The sequence below is a fragment of the Aminobacter sp. SR38 genome (genome assembly GCF_014843375.1).
Classification (GTDB): domain Bacteria; phylum Pseudomonadota; class Alphaproteobacteria; order Rhizobiales; family Rhizobiaceae; genus Aminobacter; species Aminobacter ciceronei.
Genome location: NZ_CP062113.1, coordinates 144,119 through 163,892, shown reverse-complemented (window position 1 = coordinate 163,892; position 19,774 = coordinate 144,119). Strand labels below are relative to the sequence as shown.

Genomic DNA, 19,774 nt, shown 5'->3' with positions numbered 1-19,774 from the left:
ATGACTCCAGATTGAACCTGCGTGGGACCATGGCACAGGCGACAGTTTCGGAGACGATCTTCTTTCTCGACCGAGCGAGCCGCATCGGCCTGCAGGCGCAGATCCGCGAGACCGTGGTCTCGGCGGTGCTGTCTGGCCGGCTGCAGCCTGGCGCTCAGCTGCCCTCGACCCGCAAGCTTGCGGAATATCTGAACATTTCGCGCATCACGGTGACGCTTGCCTATCAGGAACTGGCGTCTCAGGGTTATGTCGAAACCGCCAGCCGAAGCTCCTATCGTGTTGCCGGCAACCCGCCGACGACCGTGCTCGAAGCGGCGGTGTCCGGCGTCGGCGCAGACGAAATCGACTGGTCGATGAAACTGCGGTCGAGTTTCATCGTTGCCAAGCAGATGCGCAAGCCGCTCGACTGGCGCCGCTATCCTTATCCGTTCCTCTACGGCCAGATGGACCCGTCGTTGTTCGATCTCGGCGCCTGGCGCGACTGTGCCCGGCGTGCGCTGGCGCGCGAGGATTTTGAACTGATGGCCGGCGACTTTGCCGCTGCCGACGACGTGCAGCTTGTCAACTACATCTGCTCCAGGACGTTGCCCAGTCGCGGCATTCGCGCCACGCCTGATGAAATCCTCGTCACGGTGGGAGCGCAGAATGCACTGTGGATCGTCACCCAGCTGCTGCTGCGGCAGGGCGCGCACGCCGTGTGCGAGAACCCCTGCCACCCTGACATGAGCGCATCGCTCAAGCTGAGCGGTGCAGACGTGACGGCCATCGACGTGGACAAGGAAGGCCTGCCGCCCGAGGTCCTGCCTGCCAAGGTCGACGCGGTCTTCGTCACGCCGAGCCACCATTCGCCGACCGGCGCCACCATGCCCGTCGAGCGCCGCGCAGCACTCCTGGCAGCTGCCGCCAGCAGGGACTTCATCATCGTCGAGGACGACTATGAGTTCGAGATGAGCTTTCTCGCGCCGCCGTCTCCGGCGCTGAAGTCCTTCGATCGCAGCGGTCGGGTGTTCTACATCGGCAGCTTTTCCAAATCGCTTTTTCCGGGCCTGCGGCTGGGCTATCTCGTGGCGCCGGCGCCGGTCATCCGTGAGGCGCGAGCGTTGCGTGCCCTGATGCTGCGTCATCCACCCGGCCATCTCCAGCGCACTGCTGCCTACTTCCTCGCGCTCGGCCACCACGATGCGGTGCTGCACCGCATGCGTGGCGAATACCACAAGCGCCACATCGTCATGGCCGAAGCGCTGAAGCGCGAAGGCTTCACCATCGCCGGATCGTCAGCCTTTGGCGGCACCTCGTTCTGGGTCGAGGGGCCCGATGGGCTGGATGCGGACCTTTTGATGAACGAACTCAAGCAGGACGGCGTGCTGATTGAATCCGGCTCGCCGTTCTTTCCCGATGCGGACGGGCCGTGCCGCTTCTTCCGCATGGGGTATTCGTCGATCCCGCGCGACAATATCGCCGAGGGTGTTGTCCGTGTGCGGGCAAGGATGAATCGGCTGCTGGCACAGGCTTAGATCGGACCTGCCGCTCTATTCGACCACTTCGTAGACGTGGCGCTCAAAGCGCTCGAGCAGCGTGTGCATCCGCTTGCGTGCGGCTTCGAAGTCGGGCGATGCTGCGCGTGCAGCCCGGTCGGCGTCATAAGCTTCCCTTGAGGCGAAGCTGCATTCCCAGCGTATGTCAGGTCCGTTTCCTTCCGTCCGCACAAGGATGCGCCCGGGATCCAGGCCGAGTTGGCGCCTGATCTCTGTCGCCTTGCGGCGCTGCATCAGAACCTCATCCGCCTGATCCTCTTTGGCGAAATAATTGGTCGCTTCGACAATCATCTTTTCCTCCGCTGCCTTCCTACCATGCATCACGGCCGTTTCGGTCGGCCATGAAAAATCGATCCCGGGATCGCTTGACATCCAAAAATATGATCATAAAGTGTGATCACACTAGATGATCGCATCGTACAGAGATGCCTCCGCGGTGACAAGGAAAAGGTAGAGACCGGTGCCCACGATCAAGTCCATCGAAACGCTCATTGTTCAACTGCCGACGCGGCGCGAGCACAAATGGGCCGGCCTGACCGAGGTCATCGGTCGCTATGTCATGGTCAAGATGACCGACAGCGACGGCCGGGTCGGCTGGGGCGAGGCGCCGGCGCTGAAGGACTGGGGCGGTGAGTTCGGCCGCTACTTCGGCGAGTCCGCCATGATCACCCGCAGCGTCATCGAGACCTACCTGGCGCCTGCCGTCATCGGTCTCGAACTCGGCAATTTTGCCGAGCTTCATGCCCGCATGGATGCCATCATTCGCGGCTATCCCTATTCCAAGGCGGCCGTCGAGTTCGCGGCCTATGACCTCGCCGGCCGCTGGCTGAACGTTCCCGTTCATACGTTGCTCGGCGGCAAGGCGCGCGACAAGGTCGCCATCACCCATTCGATCGGCCTGATCTCGATCGAAGAGGCCAAGGTCGAGGCAGCCAAGCTTGCTGCCGAAGGCATCAAGACGATCAAGGTCAAGATCGGCGTCGACCCGGCGCGCGACGTCAAGATGGTCGCGGCAGTCCGCGAGGCTGCAGGCGAGGCGATGGAAATCTGCGTCGACGCCAATGAGGGCTACAAGACGCCTGGCGAGGCGGTGCAGACCGTGCGCCAGATGGAAAAGTACCGGCTCAAATATGTCGAGCAGCCGGTGATGGGCATCGAGCGCATCGCCGAAGTCGGCCGCCGTATCGACGCGCCCGTCATGGCCGACGAGTCGGCATGGAACGCCCATGACGCCATCCAGATCATCCAGAATGGCGGTATCCAGATCGTCTCGATCTACACCACCAAGGCCGGTGGCTTGTACAAGGCGATGGAAGTCGGCGCGGTCTGCCGCGCCGCCGGCATCATCTGCAACGTCAACGGCTCGATCGAAACAGGCATCGGCAACCTCGCCAACGTCCAGGTCGCGGCTGCATCGCCGGCAGCGACGTTGTCCTGCGTCATCCCGATCTCGACACCGGCCGAGGCGCAGCATGGTCAGGTCGGCGGCATCTATTACAAGGACGACCTTTTGGTCGAGCCGATGCAGGTCGTCGACGGTGCGGTCGTCGTGCCGTCGGGGCCGGGCATGGGCATCGATGTCGACCTCGCCAAGGTCGAAAAATACCGCGTGCGCGACTGAGCGCCGGTCAAGAAACTCAAGGAGAGGAACCAAATCATGCGGGCAGAAATCGTAGCCAAGCAGGTGAGGGCAATGGCCGAGCATGGGCTCGACGCCATCATCTGCTCGTCGCCCGAGAACTTCGCCTATACCGCAGGCTTCGTCGTGCCGTCGCAGCCGCTGATCCGTCACCGCCATGCGATGACCATCGTCACAGCGGACGGCCGCACCGCGATCTTCGGCGTCGACATGGAAGCATCAACGATCAAGCGCCGCTTGCCTGACATGCCGGCCCGTATCTGGGCCGAATTCTCCGACGATCCGATGCTGGTGCTGGCAGACCAGCTCGCCGGCCTCGGCCTTGGCAAGGCGCGTATCGGCCTTGAGATGGACTATCTGCCGGCCGGCGATTTCGCCCGGCTGATCGCGGCGATGCCCGGCGCGCGGTTCGAGCATGCCGAGCCGATCCTGGCGCGGCTGCGCCAGATCAAGACGGCTGAAGAGGTCGCATTGCTTGGCAAGCTCTCTCGGATCGCCGACCAGGCGATCACCGACACGCTGGCGGTGGTCGATGCCGGCGACTCCGAGATGGACATTGCCGGTCATTTGACCCGCAACGTCTATTCGCTTGGCGCCGAACACTTCAAACTGCTGATCGTCGCTACCGGCGAGCGGTCGGTGCTGCCCAATGTCGGCCCGTCCGACCGCATCCTCAAGCGTGGCGATGTCTGCCGCGTCGAGATCTTCTCGGTCATCAACGGCTACCAGGCCGGCGTCTGCCGCACGGCCATCGTCGGCGAGGCGCCGCCCATGGCCGACAAGATCTGGGCTCACCTGGTCGAGTGCAAGTATGAGATCATGGAGAAGGTGAAGCCCGGTGCGAGCTGTCGCGAGATCTACGACGCCTTCATCGCCAAGCTCGCCAAGCTCAACCTGCCGCCGATCTCGTTCGTTGGCCACGGCATTGGCCTGCACCTGCACGAAGACCCCTATCTCGGCCTGACGCCGGTGCTCGGCAAGCCGGGCAGCGATGCGCCGCTGGAAGAGAACATGGTGCTTGGTTTCGAGCCGCTCTGCTACGACACCGGCTATGGCTACGGCATGCAGAACAAGGACATGCTTCTGGTGACGTCGAAGGGATCGGAGCTGTTGTCCGATTACGCCGACACCGACAAGCTAATCCTTTGCGGCACCGCCAAGCAGGGCGGCAAGGTCAAGGCGGTGGCCTAAGGGCTACCGCTTGCGAAATGGCGGCCGGGGTGGTTGTTGGCCCGGTCGTCGCGTTCCGCTCGGAAGAGTGTGTGAATGCTCGGATATCGCCCGCCGTCACGGACCGGCGACGCGATCTGGAGGGTCCGTGGGTAAAGCATTGGGTGGAGCCGCATGCGTACGCTGATCGAAAATCTGAACTTCGCTTTCACCGTCGACAAGAACGACACGGTGCTGCGCAATGCGAGCGTGGTGGTCGAGAACGACCGCATCGCCGACATCGGAGCGGCCGACGATGTGGCATCGCGCCACAAGGGCAAGAGCTTCGACAAGGTCATCGACGGCACCATGCTGGGGATCTGCCCGGGCTTCGTCGACAGCCACGTGCATCTGTCCGAGACCCTTTCCCGCGCGGTCTTCCCCGATAATCTCAACACCCGCGCCTGGGTGTTCCACTGGGCCAAGCCGTTCTACGCTCACATAACGGAGGAAGACGAATATTGGGGCGCGCTGCTCGGCATCACCGAGATGCTGCGCTGCGGCACCACCTGCTTCCTCGACATGGGCTCGCAATACGATCCCGGCATCGTCATCCGCGCCATGGACAAGACCGGCATCCGCGGCATCACCGGCCGCCACGCCGCCGATAATCGCCCGTCGGAGCTGCCGCGCGGCTGGACCGAGGAAATGGCCGAGCATCACTTCTTCCCCGACGCGCAGACGGCGCTGAAGGTGCTCGAGGAAAACGTGCTGCGCTACAACAACACGCTCGACGGTCGTGCCCGCTGCTGGGTCAACATCGAGGGCAAGGAGCCCTGCAGCCTCGAACTGCATGTCGGTGCCGTGGCGCTGGCCGAGAAGCTGGGCGTCGGCACCACCTACCACCTGGCGACTTCGATCGAGGAGGCCAAGGTCTGCGAGAGCAAGTATGGCTGCTGGCCGATCACCCGCGTCGACAATGCCGGCGGCATCCGCAAGAACCTGGTCATCGCTCACGGCGCAGCCGTGTCGGATGAGGAGGTCAAGCTTCTGGCCGAGCGCGGCGCCAGCGTTGCCTTCTGCCCGTGCTCGTCGTTCAAGCTCGGCAAGGGCGCCACGTCGATCGGCAAGTACCCCGAGATGGTCAGGGCCGGCGTCAAGGTCGGCCTCGGCACCGACGGTGTCTCGGCCGCCGGTAACATGAACCTGATGCGGCAGATGCTCGTCGTTGCCGGCATGTTCAAGGATGCGCGGCTGAAGCCCGACATCTTCACTGCCCGCGATGCGCTGCGCGCCGCCACCATCGAGGGCGCGCGCGCCCTGATGTGGGACGACGAGATCGGCTCGCTGGAGATCGGCAAGAAGGCCGATTTCATTCTGTTCGATCTCGACCATGTCGAGTGGACGCCGTTCTACGATCCGCTGCAGGCGCTGGTGTTCTCGGCCTCGACGGCCTCGATCACTCAGACCTGGGTCGACGGCAAGGCGGTCTATGTCGACGGCAAGGTGCAGGGTGTCGACGAAGCGGGCATCCGCCGCAAGGCGCGCGAGCTGGCGGCTGCCGCCGTGGTGCGCGCTGGCCTGCACGAGGAAGACGTCGAGACGACCACGACACTGTACGACGAAGGCAACTGAGGGCTGGAGCTTGCCGCGTCTCGCGTTGCGGAAGGGTGCGGCACCAGCTATGAAGACATACGTTCAAGAGGCTGCATGGGAGAGATCGGCCGCTGCGAGATGACACCGGCCGACGCCGACGGAGCAACCCCCCAGGAAACTCTCAGGCAAAAGTGACCATGCAGTTGAACGATCTGGAGAGAGGCGCCTCGAGCGTCCACCGAAGGGGAAAGCCGCACCGGCAAGGCTGACGCGGTTAAGCTCTCAGGTACAGCGACAGATTGGGGAAAACAGCGCGCTTCGGCCCGCACCCAACTTTGTTCGCGGAGAGTGAAATGCCCCATATTGCCGTTATCGGCGCCGGTATCACCGGCGTCACCACTGCCTATGCCCTTCTGGAGCGCGGCTACACCGTCACTGTCGTCGACCGCCAGCGTTATGCCGCGATGGAGACGTCGTTCGCCAATGGCGGCCAGCTGTCGGCCAGCAACGCCGAGGTCTGGAACCACTGGTCGACCTTGCTCAAGGGCATCAAATGGATGCTGCGCAGTGATGCGCCGCTGCTGATGAATCCCCGGCCTACCTGGCACAAATATGCCTGGCTGGCTGAGTTCGTCTCAAATATCGCAAATTACCGCGACAATACGGTGGAGACGACGCGGCTGGCGATTGCCGCGCGCAAGCACCTGTTTGCGATTGCCGAGCGCGAGAACATCGACTTCGACCATGTCCGTCGCGGCATCCTGCATTTCTACTGGGACAGACCGAGCTTCCAGCACGCGCTGAAGGTCAATGCGATGCTGGTCGAGGGCGGTCTCGACCGCCGGCCGGTGACGGCGGAGGAGGTGAAGTCGATCGAGCCGACGTTAAATGGCGATTTTCATGGCGGCTTCTACACGCCGTCGGACTCGACCGGCGACATCCACAAGTTCACCTTCGGCCTCGCCAAGGCCTGCGAACGGCGCGGTGCGCGCTTCGTCTTCGACGCCAATGTCGACCGTATCGCCCGGGATGGCGTGTTCTGTATCGGCTATACGACGTCAGGTGCCGACGGCCAGCCCGACTACAGGGTCGTCGAGGCCGACGGGATCGTCATCTGTGCCGGTTCCGCCAGTCGCCATTTCGCAGCGATGCTCGGCGACCGGGTCAATGTCTACCCGGTCAAGGGCTATTCCATAACCGTGCATCTCGACGACGAGCGCAGCCAGGCTGCCGCGCCTTGGGTCAGCCTGCTCGACGACCGCGCCAAGATCGTCACCAGCCGCCTTGGCGCCGGACGCTTCCGGGTTGCCGGTACTGCCGAGTTCAACGGCATGAACCGCGACATCCGCGATGACCGCGTCAGGCCGCTGGTCGACTGGACTCGCATGCTGTTCCCCGATGTCGACACCAACAGGGTCGTGCCCTGGGCAGGTCTCAGGCCGATGATGCCCAACATGATGCCGAGGGTCGGCAAGGGCCGCCAGCTGGGCGTGTTTTATAACACCGGCCATGGTCATCTCGGCTGGACGCTGTCGGCCGCCACAGCCCAGATGGTCGCAGAGACCATTTCGGGCGAGTTCCGCCCCGACGCTGCACTTGCAGCCTGACCCGGGAGTTATGACGATGAACATGATGAACCGGATAAACGACAGCGTCTCCCTTCATGGCCTTTCTGTTGCGCGCGCGCTCCACGAGTTCGTGGTCTCGGAGGCTCTGCCTGGGACGGGTGTCGATGCGGAGGCGTTCTGGGAGGGCTTTGCGTCGATCGTGCATGATCTGGCGCCGAAGAACCGGGCGCTTTTGGAAAAGCGCGACGACTTCCAGCTCAAGCTCGACGCCTGGTACCGCAAGCATGGCGCCCCTCACGACATGGCGGCCTACAAGGCGTTCCTGAGCGAGATCGGCTACTTGGTCCCCGAGGGTCCAGCCTTTGCTGTCACCACCGAGAATGTCGATCCCGAGATCGCCACCGTCGCCGGGCCGCAGCTTGTCGTGCCGGTGATGAATGCGCGTTATGCGCTGAACGCCGCCAATGCGCGCTGGGGTTCGCTCTATGACGCGCTCTACGGCACCGATGCGATCCCGGATGCTGACGGCGCCGAGAAGACCAAGGGCTACAATCCCAAGCGTGGCCAAAAGGTCATCGCCTGGGCCAAGGCGTTCCTGGATCAGTCAGCACCGCTGGCTCAGGGCAGCTGGAGCGACGTGACCGGGCTGTCGATTGTCGACGGCAAGCTCGTGCTGGCCAATGCGTCTGGTTCGGTTGCACTGGGCGACGGCAAACAATTCGCCGGCTATCGCGGCGAGGCAAACAACCCCGACGCGGTGCTGCTGGTCAAGAACGGCCTGCATGTCGAGGTGGTGGTCAACCGTGACAGTGCGATCGGCAAGACAGATCCGGCCGGTATTTCGGACATGATCCTGGAGTCCGCACTCACCACCATCCAGGACTGCGAGGATTCGGTCGCGGCAGTCGACGCCGAAGACAAGGTCGCCGTCTACCGCAACTGGCTCGGCCTGATGAAAGGCGATCTCGCGGAAAGCTTCGACAAGGGCGGCAAGCTTGTCACCCGCAAGCTCAATGCCGACCGTGCCTACACCGGTGCCGATGGCAAGACCGTCTCGCTGCCCGGCCGCTCGCTGATGCTGGTGCGCAATGTCGGCCACCTGATGACCAATCCCGCGATCCACGACCGTGACGGCCACGAGGTGCCCGAAGGCATCATGGATGCGGCAATCACCGCTTTGATCGCCCTGCACGACGTCGGAGCCAAGGGCCGTCGCATGAACTCCCGCGCCGGCTCGATGTATGTGGTCAAGCCGAAGATGCATGGCCCCGAGGAAGTGGCCTTTGCCGTCGAGATCTTCGACCGCGTCGAGCGCCTCGTCGGCATGCCCAGAAAGACCATCAAGATGGGCATCATGGACGAGGAGCGGCGCACCACGATCAACCTCAGGGAATGCATCCGTGCCGCCAAGGAACGCGTGGTGTTCATCAACACCGGCTTCCTCGACCGCACCGGCGACGAAATCCACAGCTCGATGGAAGCCGGCCCGATGGTGCGCAAGGGCGACATGAAGCAGGCGCCATGGATCAATGCCTATGAGGCGTGGAACGTCGACACCGGGCTCGAATGTGGCCTGTCGGGCCATGCCCAGATCGGCAAGGGCATGTGGGCGATGCCCGACCTGATGGCAGCGATGCTGGAGCAGAAGATCGCTCACCCACGCGCCGGCGCCAACACCGCCTGGGTGCCGTCGCCGACGGCGGCGACGCTGCATGCCACCCACTACCACAAGGTCGACGTGCATGCCGTCCAGGCCGAGCTGAAGAGCCGGCCCAAGGCGCGGCTCGACGACATCCTGTCGGTCCCTGTGGTCGTCCGTCCCAACTGGACGCCCGACGAGATCCAGCGCGAGCTCGACAACAATGCGCAGGGCATCCTCGGTTATGTCGTGCGCTGGATCGACCAGGGCGTCGGCTGTTCCAAGGTTCCCGACATCAACGATGTCGGGCTGATGGAAGACCGCGCGACCTTGCGCATCTCGTCCCAGCACATCGCCAACTGGCTGCGCCACGACGTCTGCTCGCACATCCAGGTGATGGATTCGCTGCAGCGCATGGCGGCGATCGTCGACCGGCAGAATGTCGGCGATCCGCTCTACAAGCCGATGGCGCCGGAGTTCGACCAGTCGACCGCCTTCCGCGCCGCCTGCGACCTCGTCTTCGAAGGCCGCGCCCAGCCCAACGGCTATACCGAACCGGTCCTCCACAAGCGCAGGCTCGAACTCAAGGCGAAGATGAGGGCAAGGTCCCACTAAGTTCGGCGGAGCTCAGGGCCGGCTGCTGCGTTCGACGGGGAGATCAGCCTCGTCGTCGGCAGTGCCCATTCTGCCCGGTCGAAGGCGCAACACCCCTACCTCGGCGATTGGCTGCGGCGCCCACAATGGCTTGCTCCCCCCCTGAGGGGAGATGGCCGCGAGGCCAGCGGGCGCGCGCAAGCGCCCCGACTCAGAATCTGCGGGCCAAGGTGATCGCTATCAGCCAGCGGCCCTGCACGCCCTCACGAATCCCAAAGGAGAAAGACATGACCGACCTGACACTCGCTGCCGCCAACACCATCATCATGGCCGCCCTCGCCAAGGGCGCGGACGCCAGGATGAAACCTTTGACGGTCGCCGTGCTTGATGCCGGCGGCCATCTCAAGGCATTCCAGAAGCAGGACGGCGCCTCGATGCTGCGCTACGAGATCGCTTCCGGCAAGGCCTATGGCGCGCTCGCTGTCGGCATGGGTTCGCGCTGGCTCGACCAGACGGCGAAGGAGCGGCCGCACTTCATGGAAGGCCTCAACGCCGTCTCCGGCGGCCGCATCGTGCCGGTGCCGGGCGGTGTGCTGATCCGCGACCAGGCGGGCAAACTCATCGGCGCGGTCGGCATCACGGGCGATACGTCAGACAATGACGAACTCGCGGCAATCGCAGGTATCGAGGCGGCGGGGCTCAGGCATCAGGCAGCTTGAACAGCGGGAAGCACATTCTTCCGCTTGACAATTCTCAGTGTGATCATAAAGTGTGATCAAACTAGTTGGTGGTTATCAATTGGCGCGAGGGGCGGGGAGGAGTACCCGTTCCGAGCATGAGGTCGTGCGGCCGGCAAGCCGTAGCTCGGCCCCCGGAGGAGAGAATGAAAGTTGCAGTATTAGGAGCGGGTGCGGGCGGTGCAGCCTCGGTCGCAGAGTTGGTCCAGGCGGGGCACGATGTGCATTTCTGGGCGCGGTCGGCGGAGACGCTGGAGCCGCATATCAAGCTGGGCGGCGTCGCTTATGAAGGCAAGCTCGGCGAGGGCGTGGCGAAGCCGGCGCTGATTACCACCGATCTCAAGGCAGCGATCGATGGCGTCGATGTCGCCGTCGTCGTCCTGCCGACCTTCTCGCACTCGGCGATCGCATCGGCGCTGGCCGCTGCCGGCTGGTCGTCGACCAGGCCGGTCGTGCTCAACCCTGGCCACACCGGCGGTGCGCTGGAATTCGCCGAGACGTTTTCGCGCACCGGCCGTGCAGCTCCCCCCGTCGTCGAGTTCTCGACGCTGACCTATGTCGCGCGCAAGTACCGCCCCGACGGCGTCACCGTGTCGGGCCGCGCCAAGCAGCTCAAGGCGGCGGCACTGAAGGGTGGTTCCGAAGTGCTGGAGATCGCCGGCAAGCTTTATCCCGGCCTGACGCCGGTCGCCGACGTGATCGCCTCGGACCTGTCCAACGTCAACATGGTCTTGCATCCGCCTGGCGCAGTTCTGGCGGCAGCCTGGGTCGAGGCGACCGGTGGCAACTTCACCTTCTATGTCGACGCCATGACCCCAGGCGTCGCCCGCGTCATGAAGCAGCTCGACGAGGAGCGTCTGGCGGTCGCCAAGGCCTTCGGGCATGATCTGCCCAATCTGGTCGAAGAGATGAAGCTGCTCGGCACGGTCGAGGCTGATGTAACCGACACCAGCGATTTCCGCGCCGCGATTGCGGGCGGCGAGGCCAATAAGCGCATCAAGGGGCCTGACTCGCTGGAATACCGCTACTACAAGGAGGATTTCGGCCACGGACTGCTGCCGTTCCTCGAATTCGCCAGGATTGCCGGCGTCGACACGCCCGTGGCGCATTCTCTCTACAGCCTGGCGCAGATCGCTGTCGGCACCGACTATCGCAAGGGCGGCCGCACCGCCGAGGCGATGGGCATCGCCGGCATGTCCAGGGATCAGGTCATTCAGAAGGTCAGGGCGAAATGAGCTGGAACGAAACAGTCATCGCCGTCGTCGCCGGTGACGCCCGCGAACAGGAAATCGCCCGCTGCGCCGTGCGCGCCGGTGCCACCGTCCGAGCTTTTGGCTTTCCCTGGCCGGAAGAAGGCATCGAGGGCGTCTACCACGCCAAGGATGCCGCCGATGCGTTGAAGGGGGCCGACATCGCCCTGTTCCCGATCCCCGGCATCACTGCGGAAGGTGCGCTGTTTGCGCCGAAGTGCCCAGAGAAGATCATCCCAACCCGCGAGATGCTGGCTGGTATGAACAAGTCAGGCCACATCATCCTCGGCTGGGCCGATGGCAATCTGAAAGGGCATTGCGAAGCGCTCGGCATTACCCTGCACGAGTATGAATGGGACGTCGACCTGATGCTGCTGCGCGGCCCGGCGATCGTCGAGGGCGTGCTCAAGGTGATCATCGAGAACACTGAGATTACCATCCACAAGTCAAATATCTGCCTGGTCGGGCAGGGCACCATCGGCTCGCTTTTGACCAACACGCTGGTAGCGCTCGGCGCCCACGTCCATGTCGCGGCGCGCAACCCGGTTCAGCGTGCAGCCGCTTATGCGGCGGGCGCGGAATCGCTGACACTCGAACAGCTTCCCGATTTCCTGCCGAAGATGGATATCGTCATCGGCAGCGTGCCGAAGCGGCTGCTCGACCGCGAGCAGCTTAAGCTGCTGCCCAAGCACGCATTGCTGGTCGACGTCGCGGCCCCACCCGGCACCATCGACAGGGAGGCTGCCGCCGAGCTCGGGCTGAAGGCGATCTGGGCCCGCGGCATGGGCGCACGCGCCCCGATCACCGTCGGCCGCAGTCAGTGGAGCGGCATCTCAAGACGCATTGAAGGCATACTGGAGCAGAAGTGATGAAGGCGGATCTGGTCATCAAGAACGCGCGGGTGGTTCGCCACGACGGCGAATTTCACGGCGGCGTCGCGGTCAAGGACGGCAAGATCGTGTTGACCGGCGCCGACGAGGTGCTGCCGGACGCGACCCGCATCATCGACGCCGAGGGCAAGGTGCTGATGCCCGGCCTGATCGATCCGCACTGCCATCTCGGCGTGAAGTTTCCCTATCCCGAGGACATGCGCACTGAGACGGCGGCAGCAGCTTCAGGCGGTGTCACCACGGCGCTGCTCTACATCCGCAACCTCAAGGAATCTTATCTGCCGTTCTATGAGGAGCGGAAGGCGCTGGGCGAGGAAAACTCGGTCATCGACTTCGGCTTCCACTTCGGCATCCAGCGCGAGGAGCACATTGCCGAGATTCCCGAAATCGTCGCCAAGACCGGCGTGAAGTCGTTCAAGTGCTATTTCGGCTACGAGCCCGACAATCCGATCGGCATCGTGCCGGCGACGGACGGCTGGGTCTATGCGGCGATGCGCATCCTGTCGAAGATCCCGGGCGGCGTCATCAATGTCCACTGCGAGAACACCCAGATCGCCTCGTGGATCAAAAAGGAGATCGCCGCGACCGGCCGCCAGGATCTCGGCGCCTACACCGAATCGCGCCCGGCCTTCTGCGAGGTCGAAACGATCAGGCGCATGATCTTCCTGGCCGAAAAGACCGGCTGCTCGCTGCATCTGGTGCACACCTCGGTCGGCATGGGCCCGGTGCTGGCCGCCGAGGCGCAGGCGCGCGGCGTGCATGTCACCGTCGAGACTTGCCCGCACTATCTGACGCGCACCTGCTATGATGATGACCTGGACATGCGCGCCAAGATCTCGCCGCCGCTACGCGACCGCAACGAACTCGAAGGCCTGTGGGCCGGCATGCTCAACGGCTCGGTCTACAGCCTGGGCACCGACCATGTGCCGTTCCTGCCCAAGAAGCTCGAAGACCTTTGGACGGAATTCCCAGGCGTCGTCAGCTTCCCGTGGGAGCTGTCGCTGATGCTGCATTTCGGCGTGCACCAGCGCGGGCTGCCGCTCAGCCGCCTGGTCGAGCTCAACTCGTTCAATCCGGCGCGGCGTTTCGGCCTGTGGCCGCGCAAGGGCCATATCGACGTCGGCTTCGACGCCGATCTGGTGCTGGTCGACCTCGATGAGGAGCGCACGGTTACCCACACCGGTAAGGGCACCTGCATCTATGAAGGCTGGCAGCTCAAGGGCTGGCCGGTGATGACGATCGCCCGTGGCGACGTGGTCTACGAAAATGGCGTGGTCGCTGACAGCCACTATGGTCGCGGCCGCTGCGTGACGGTGCCGTCATGACCCCGGGGGTCTCCGATCATCTCGACCTGGCCGGTCGCATTTCGCTGGCACCGGCGCGTCTGCCGGTGCACGAGGCGGTCGCCAAGATCGTCGCCGGCAAGGCGACGATCCGCCAGGAAAGGCTGTCGGGGATCCACAATCCATGGGGGCACTGCATTGGCCTGACCGATCCGTGGAGCTTTCTCGACCTGTGCGAGAGCGATGTCGTGATCGATGCCGCGAAGAAGGTCATCGGGCCCGATGTCATCCTCTGGGACAGCGAGCTTTTTCCCGAGGCAGGCCGCTATGGCGAGTTTGTCGCCGAGGGTCGCGAAGGCCGCTATTGGCCGATGACGCCGCTGGCAGGCGCCGTGGTGCTGGTGGCCGTCGGCAGGAAAACGCCGGAGGTCAGGGCAGTCGGGCTGGAGGAGATAGGTTCCGACGTGCTCGCGAGCTTCGATGCTTCGGAGCCCCTCTATGTCGTCAGGCTGATGCCGGCGACGAGCCGCTTCGAACGCGATCCAAACCATGCGGCCAACCGCGCCTGCATGGAAGAGCAGGTGCTGGTCAATTACTCGAACCGCCCGCTGTGGCTGCTCTCGGGCACCGACCGGGCCAACAACGATCTGGTTTCGGGTTTCGCGCCCGCTGTGCCCGTATGGGCCTCCGGCGCGATGCCCAGCGAAAGAGAGGAGAAATAACAATGCCGTTCGTCGTCGTAGAGATGTGGGAGGGGCGCACTGTCGAGCAGAAGCGCAACCTCGTGAAGGCCATTACCAAGGCCATGGTCGAGGAGGCCGCCTGCAAGCCGGATCACCTGCATGTGGTGATCCATGAGACGCCCAAGGACAGCTGGGGTCGCGGCGGCGTGCTCGGCATCGACATGGTGGAGCACAAGTGATGGCCCTCGACGTTCTCGACTACCGCAAGTCGGCACTGCTGGTCATCGACCTGCAGAACGCCTTCATCCATGAGAAGGGCACGCTCGGCGTGTCAGGCGTCGACACCAAGCGCCTGTCGGCGATCGTGCCGCCGCTGGCCAAGCTGATCAAGCGCTGCCAGGACACCGGCATCCCGGTCATCTGGACGATGCAGGAGCACTTCGCGGTCGACCAGAACCGCGCCAAGAAGAAGCTGCTTGGCCATACAGCGCGCCGCAAGCAGGTGTCGGCGCTGGCCGGCAGCTGGGACGAGCAGATCATCGACGAGCTGAAGCCGCTGGCCGATTTCGATCCGGCCTTCGTCATCCGCAAGCACCGCTTCGGCGCCTTCTACGAGACGCGCCTCGAAATGATGCTGAAGATGCTCGGCACCCAGCACCTGTTTGTCACCGGTGCGACCACCAACGCCTGCGTCGAGACCTCGATCCGCGAGGCCTATCTGCGTGACCTCGACGTCATTGCCGTCGATGACTGCGTGTCGGGCGTCAATGCCGAATGGGAAGCGACCGCCAAGCAGGTCTGGAAGCAGTATTTCTGCGAGATCGCCCACTCGTCCGAGGTCCTCGACTGGATCGGCGAGCAGGTCAAGCCGCGTGTCACCAACTATGGCCACCAGCTGATCATGGTCAACGACATCGACACGTCGGTGGCGTTTTACACCAACCAGCTCGGCTTCACGATCCGTCCGGCCAAGCCGCTGGCCGACGGCCGTCCGTTCACTGCCTTCCACCAGGGCATCGCGCTGATCCACGGCAAGGCCTCCGACCATCGCCAGCTCGATCACATCGCCTTCGAGGTCAACGATGTGCGCGCCATGGATGCCAGGCTGAAGAAGGCGGGCGTGAAGTATTACACCGACCTGCATGATGGGCCTTATGGCCTGACGATCTACATCGCCGATCCCGACGGCACCAAGGTCGAGCTCTATCAGGTCGGCGCCACGGCCTGATCCGGCCGCCGACAACCATGCTAAAAAGCCGCCGGGTTTCCGGCGGCTTTTTTCTGTGTGCCTGACGTCGCCTCGCTCAATCGAGCGCCAGGCCTTCCAACTGGTCGAGTTCGGCATAGGCGGGAAGCGAAGTCGAAAGCGGCGCGCCGTTGCGGATGACGATGCGATTGCTCTCCGTACGCGACAGCACCTCCGACCAGTTGCGTCCTTCATACAGGATGAGGTCGGCCGGCTGTCCCTCGGCAATGCCGCCCTTGCCGTCGAGGCCCATGATCTCGGCCGGGGTCGCGGTCACGGCCCGGACCCAGTCGCCGGCGGGGTGGTCGAGATGGAGCACACGCGTGCCCAGGCGGAACGTGTCGAGCATGTCGAGATCGCCATAGGAATGGAACGGATCGCGGGTGTTGTCCGAGGCGAGCGCCACCGGGATGCCGCGCTTTTTCATCTCGTGCAGCAAGGTCACGCCGCGCCATCTCGGGGTCGCGTCATTGCGGCGGTCCTGCAGATAGAGGTTGCAGGTCGGCAGCGCCACGACGGCAAGGCTTGCGGTCGCGACCGTGTCCAGCGTAGCATCGACGATTGCCTGATCCTGCACCGCCAGCGAACAGCAATGTCCGACCAGCACCTTGCCGGCAAAGGATGCGCGGAGCTTGGCCTCGGCGATGCGCCGAAGCGCGTTGGCTGTTGGGTCGGAGGTCTCGTCGGCGTGGAAGTCGAGATCCAGGCCAGTCCTGGCCGCGGCAGCAAACATGCGGTCGAGCAGGTGGTCGATGTCGGGAGCAGGATAGGCAACCGCCCCGAGCGTGCCGCCGCCGGCAGCCACCCGCCTGGCCATGCCGTCGAGGAAGGCGTCGTCGCGGGCCATGTCGATGGGAAACAGGCAGGAGGCCTGCAGGTCGATGCGACCGTGCCAATGTTGCCGGAGTTCCGTGAACACCGGCCAGGAAATGGCGTCTTGCGGCGGCTGCGAGTCGATGTGGGTGCGTATCGCCGAAGTGCCGTGGTGGAAAGCCGAGCGCAAGGCAAAGTCCATGCGCGTGAAAACATCCCCCGCGGACCAGTTGGCGGTCCGGTCGGCGCGTGTTGCCGCCAGTGCGCCGTCGAATGTCCCGTTCGCCGCCGGCGTGCGCGGCAGGATATGGCCCTTGTCGAGATGGGTGTGGCAGTCGACGAAGGTGGGCAGGGCGACGCGACCGCCTGCGTCTATGGAAAACAGGCCGTTGTCACTTGTTTCAGTGGGTTCGCTGCGCGCGGGAGTTGTTGCCAATATCCTGCCGTGCTCTACAGTCAGGTCAGCAAGAAAGAACCCTGCGGCATCCATGGCACTCCAGTTTGTCACCGCACTGTTGAGACGCACGTTGCGCAGCACGTACCGGCTCATCCTCGCGCCGTCGGCGAGCTGTTCGCGCAATACAAGCTGTGCAGTCATGGACGGCCTCTCCTGGGGCTGATGCGATGCCTGGGTGCTTCAGGCGCTCGCGATGTTTGTTGGCGAACCAGCCTGGCAGTTAAAGGTTGCCGTTTCGGCAAAGATCATTTATTGATCACAATATGAGATCACAGATTGCGGCCTGTCAACTTCTGCCCCCGGCCGGCGACTGTCTGCGGCAAACTCGCCGCCTGACGCCGTTCCTCGTACAGCGCAATTCTTGAGGAACCTTGCGAGCGGCGGAGAAACAGAATGCGGATAGACAAGACTGAGGACGCCAGCAACGGCGGCACCGAAACGGCCAAGAAGGAGCGCGGCCACGTCCATGGGCATGTGTTGCGCTACATGCGACGCGGCCTGATGGTCGGCGCCTTCCTGCCCGGCCAGGTGATGAGCCTGCGCAAGCTCGCCGCCGGCTTCGGCACCAGTCCCATGCCGGTGCGCGAAGTGCTGAGCCGCCTGGTTGCAGCCAATGCGCTCGAGGAAACCAAGGGCGGTTCGGTGCGCGTGCCCAGGCTGAGCCCGGAAAAGCTGAGCGACCTGTTTGCCGTGCGCGAGATGCTGGAGGGAATGGCGGCCGAGCTTGCCGCCAAGAGGGCGTCGCCGGCGCTGATCAGCGAACTCGCTGCGATCAACAAGCAGCTCCTGGTGGCGATCGAAAAGCGTGACATTCTCAACTGCCTTTCCTTCAACCAGAAATTCCATTTCACGCTCTATGAGGCGGCCGCGTCCGATGTGCTGATGCCGCTGATCGAGTCGCTGTGGCTGCAGTTCGGCCCGACAATGTACATGTCCTTGCTGATCCCCTCGATGCCATGGAATGCGTCGGACCATGAGGACATCCTTGCGGCGCTGAAGGACGGCAATGCCGCCGCTGCCAAGAAGGGCATCGTTCACGACATCCGTACCACCTGCAAGGCGCTGCTCAGCGTTGCCGGTTCGCAAGGCATCGAGCTGCCCTTCGCGCAAGGGGCGGATCTGCAATTCGATTACTGACATCACGATCTGGGAGGATCCCGCCATGGTGGGAAAAGTTGAACAGAACCTTGCTCGCCTGGGCATCAGCCTGCCGGCGACCGTTGCACCCGCCGCCAACTACGTGCCGGCCCGCCGCCTGGGCAACCAGGTCTATGTCTCGGGCCAGGTTCCCGCCGAAGGCGGCAAGGACAAGTTCACCGGCAAGCTCGGCTCCGATTTCACTGTCGAGGAGGGCCAGGCAGCCGCGCGGCTCTGCGCAGTCAACATCCTGGCACAGCTCAAGCAGGCGCTTGACGGCGATCTCGACCGCGTCGTGGGGGTCATCCGTCTCGGCGGCTTCGTCAATGCCGAGCCCGACTTCAAGGATCATCCCAAGGTCATCAACGGTGCCTCCGACCTGATGGTCGAGGTGTTCGGCGAGGCTGGCCGTCATGCCCGTGCCGCCGTCGGCTGCTACTCGCTGCCGCGCAATGTGCCGGTCGAAGTGGATGCCATATTCGAGGTCAACTGACCATGTTGCCTGCCGCTGCGACGACTGACGACAGAATCTCGGTTCATGTGCTGACCGGGTTCCTGGGCAGCGGCAAGACGACCTTCCTCAGGCATCTTCTGGGTGAGCCTGAGCTTGCCGATACGGCCGTGATCATCAACGAGTTCGGCGAAGTCGGGCTCGACCATCTGCTGGTGCGCGAGGTTTCCGAAGACGCCGTGCTGTTGTCTTCGGGCTGCCTGTGCTGCGCCGTGCGCGATGATCTCGTATCCACTCTGGCGGACCTTCTGGCGATGGTCCGTCGTGGCGAGGTGGCGCCGTTCCGCCGGGTCGTGGTGGAGACCACGGGCCTCGCCGATCCCGCGCCGATCATGCAGGCGGTCATGAGCGATATCAAGCTCCGCCGCGGCTATCGGGCGGGCAGTATCGTTGCCACCGTCGACGGCGTCAGCGGCGCCAACAGCATCGGCAGTTTTGCCGAGGCCGTCCAGCAGGTTGCGCTCGCCGACTGCGTAGTGATCACCAAGTCAGACCTTGTCGAACCATGGCGGCTGGATGCGCTTGGCCAGGAGGTCGGCAAGTTGAACCCTCAGGTTCGCCAGCTTGTTTCCAGTCGCAGTTCCATGCCCGGCGCCAGCGATATCTTCCGTTACGACGAGGACTGGGAACCGCGCCACTTCGAGATGGCCGAAACGCCGATGGCGGGGCAGCACAGCGATGGCATCGAGACCTTTGCCGTCGAGATCGACAGGGAGGTCGACTGGCCGGCCTTTGTCGACTGGCTCGAATTGCTGCTGGCCGGCCGCGGTCAATCGATCCTGCGGGTCAAAGGGTTGCTGGCGGTCAAGGGTGATCCCCGGCCGGTTGTCATCCACGGTGTCCAGCACGTCGTCTACCCGCCCGAATATTTGCCGCGCTGGCCGCAGGATGCGGCGCGCGGCTGGCTGGTGTTCATTGCCCGCAACCTGAGCCGAAGCGCCATCGTACGCTCGTTGCCGAGCACCTTCGCCGTTGCCAATTGACTGCGCTCGTTTCGCATTTTTCAGGCAGTTCCAGGACGTTCATTGATCTGTGATCGTGCTCGCC

At 63.8% G+C, this 19,774-nt stretch carries 18 protein-coding genes and 1 riboswitch; of the genes, 16 read left to right on the top strand and 2 right to left on the bottom strand.

All coding sequences use genetic code 11. The features are described 5' to 3' along the window. The first annotated feature begins 29 nt into the window (after nucleotides 1-29). Nucleotides 30-1,514 carry a PLP-dependent aminotransferase family protein gene (locus IG197_RS28685; RefSeq protein WP_067967460.1) on the top strand — a complete coding sequence of 495 codons (1,485 nt, stop codon included), beginning with the start codon at nucleotides 30-32 and terminating at the stop codon, nucleotides 1,512-1,514. Nucleotides 1,515-1,529: 15 nt separating this feature from the next. On the opposite strand, the gene IG197_RS28680 is transcribed toward IG197_RS28685, so the two are convergent. Further along, complete coding sequence (locus tag IG197_RS28680) at nucleotides 1,530-1,826, bottom strand: hypothetical protein (protein ID WP_192320501.1); 297 nt, start codon at nucleotides 1,824-1,826, stop codon at nucleotides 1,530-1,532. Nucleotides 1,827-1,995: 169 nt separating this feature from the next. Here IG197_RS28680 and IG197_RS28675 point away from each other — a divergent pair, with 169 nt between their 5' ends. The 12 genes from IG197_RS28675 to IG197_RS28620 all read left to right on the top strand — a co-directional run bounded on the left by IG197_RS28675 (nucleotide 1,996) and on the right by IG197_RS28620 (nucleotide 15,791). Next, the gene (locus tag IG197_RS28675; RefSeq protein ID WP_067967465.1) at nucleotides 1,996-3,156 is read left to right on the top strand and encodes a mandelate racemase/muconate lactonizing enzyme family protein; all 1,161 of its coding nucleotides are present in this window, start codon (nucleotides 1,996-1,998) and stop codon (nucleotides 3,154-3,156) included. Nucleotides 3,157-3,192: 36 nt separating this feature from the next. Further along, nucleotides 3,193-4,365 carry a Xaa-Pro peptidase family protein gene (locus IG197_RS28670; RefSeq protein ID WP_192320499.1) on the top strand — a complete coding sequence of 391 codons (1,173 nt, stop codon included), beginning with the start codon at nucleotides 3,193-3,195 and terminating at the stop codon, nucleotides 4,363-4,365. Between the two features lie 153 nt (nucleotides 4,366-4,518). Then, a complete protein-coding gene (locus IG197_RS28665) occupies nucleotides 4,519-5,958 on the top strand; it encodes an amidohydrolase family protein (RefSeq protein ID WP_154384479.1) in 1,440 nt (479 codons plus the stop codon). A 66-nt stretch (nucleotides 5,959-6,024) separates the two neighbouring features. Next, a riboswitch (glycine riboswitch) is annotated at nucleotides 6,025-6,127 on the top strand. A 145-nt stretch (nucleotides 6,128-6,272) separates the two neighbouring features. Next, on the top strand, nucleotides 6,273-7,526 hold the full coding sequence (locus IG197_RS28660; RefSeq protein ID WP_192320497.1) for a D-amino acid dehydrogenase: 1,254 nt from the start codon (nucleotides 6,273-6,275) through the stop codon (nucleotides 7,524-7,526). Nucleotides 7,527-7,536: 10 nt separating this feature from the next. Further along, nucleotides 7,537-9,741, top strand: a complete 2,205-nt coding sequence (locus tag IG197_RS28655) for a malate synthase G (protein ID WP_371746583.1) — start codon at nucleotides 7,537-7,539, stop codon at nucleotides 9,739-9,741. Nucleotides 9,742-10,007: 266 nt separating this feature from the next. Further along, nucleotides 10,008-10,439: a heme-binding protein gene (locus IG197_RS28650; RefSeq protein ID WP_154387570.1), complete on the top strand. Its 432-nt coding sequence runs from the start codon at nucleotides 10,008-10,010 to the stop codon at nucleotides 10,437-10,439. Between the two features lie 164 nt (nucleotides 10,440-10,603). Then, nucleotides 10,604-11,692: an NAD/NADP octopine/nopaline dehydrogenase family protein gene (locus IG197_RS28645; protein ID WP_192320495.1), complete on the top strand. Its 1,089-nt coding sequence runs from the start codon at nucleotides 10,604-10,606 to the stop codon at nucleotides 11,690-11,692. Continuing rightward, complete coding sequence (locus tag IG197_RS28640; RefSeq protein ID WP_192320493.1) at nucleotides 11,689-12,576, top strand: dipicolinate synthase subunit DpsA; 888 nt, start codon at nucleotides 11,689-11,691, stop codon at nucleotides 12,574-12,576. Before IG197_RS28645 ends, IG197_RS28640 begins: the two co-directional genes overlap by 4 nt. Beyond that, nucleotides 12,576-13,922, top strand: coding sequence for a dihydroorotase family protein (locus tag IG197_RS28635; protein WP_192320491.1), 1,347 nt, complete (start codon nucleotides 12,576-12,578; stop codon nucleotides 13,920-13,922). Before IG197_RS28640 ends, IG197_RS28635 begins: the two co-directional genes overlap by 1 nt. After that, on the top strand, nucleotides 13,919-14,602 hold the full coding sequence (locus IG197_RS28630) for a resolvase (RefSeq protein WP_192320489.1): 684 nt from the start codon (nucleotides 13,919-13,921) through the stop codon (nucleotides 14,600-14,602). Before IG197_RS28635 ends, IG197_RS28630 begins: the two co-directional genes overlap by 4 nt. A 2-nt stretch (nucleotides 14,603-14,604) precedes the next feature. Beyond that, nucleotides 14,605-14,802, top strand: coding sequence for a 2-hydroxymuconate tautomerase (locus IG197_RS28625; protein WP_018431063.1), 198 nt, complete (start codon nucleotides 14,605-14,607; stop codon nucleotides 14,800-14,802). After that, nucleotides 14,802-15,791 carry an isochorismatase family protein gene (locus IG197_RS28620; RefSeq protein ID WP_192320488.1) on the top strand — a complete coding sequence of 330 codons (990 nt, stop codon included), beginning with the start codon at nucleotides 14,802-14,804 and terminating at the stop codon, nucleotides 15,789-15,791. The genes IG197_RS28625 and IG197_RS28620 overlap by 1 nt, the downstream gene beginning before the upstream one ends. 76 nt (nucleotides 15,792-15,867) lie before the next feature. Here IG197_RS28620 and IG197_RS28615 read toward each other — a convergent pair whose 3' ends face one another. Further along, nucleotides 15,868-17,220, bottom strand: coding sequence for a cytosine deaminase (locus IG197_RS28615; protein WP_192320486.1), 1,353 nt, complete (start codon nucleotides 17,218-17,220; stop codon nucleotides 15,868-15,870). 252 nt (nucleotides 17,221-17,472) lie between these two features. On the opposite strand from IG197_RS28615, the gene IG197_RS28610 reads away from it, so the two are divergent. The 3 genes from IG197_RS28610 to IG197_RS28600 are packed head-to-tail and all read left to right on the top strand — an operon-like array spanning nucleotide 17,473 to nucleotide 19,710. After that, on the top strand, nucleotides 17,473-18,216 hold the full coding sequence (locus tag IG197_RS28610) for a GntR family transcriptional regulator (protein ID WP_067967496.1): 744 nt from the start codon (nucleotides 17,473-17,475) through the stop codon (nucleotides 18,214-18,216). Between the two features lie 25 nt (nucleotides 18,217-18,241). Beyond that, the gene (locus IG197_RS28605; protein WP_067967501.1) at nucleotides 18,242-18,709 is read left to right on the top strand and encodes a RidA family protein; all 468 of its coding nucleotides are present in this window, start codon (nucleotides 18,242-18,244) and stop codon (nucleotides 18,707-18,709) included. Between the two features lie 2 nt (nucleotides 18,710-18,711). Continuing rightward, complete coding sequence (locus IG197_RS28600) at nucleotides 18,712-19,710, top strand: GTP-binding protein (RefSeq protein WP_192320484.1); 999 nt, start codon at nucleotides 18,712-18,714, stop codon at nucleotides 19,708-19,710. Nucleotides 19,711-19,774: the final 64 nt, after the last annotated feature.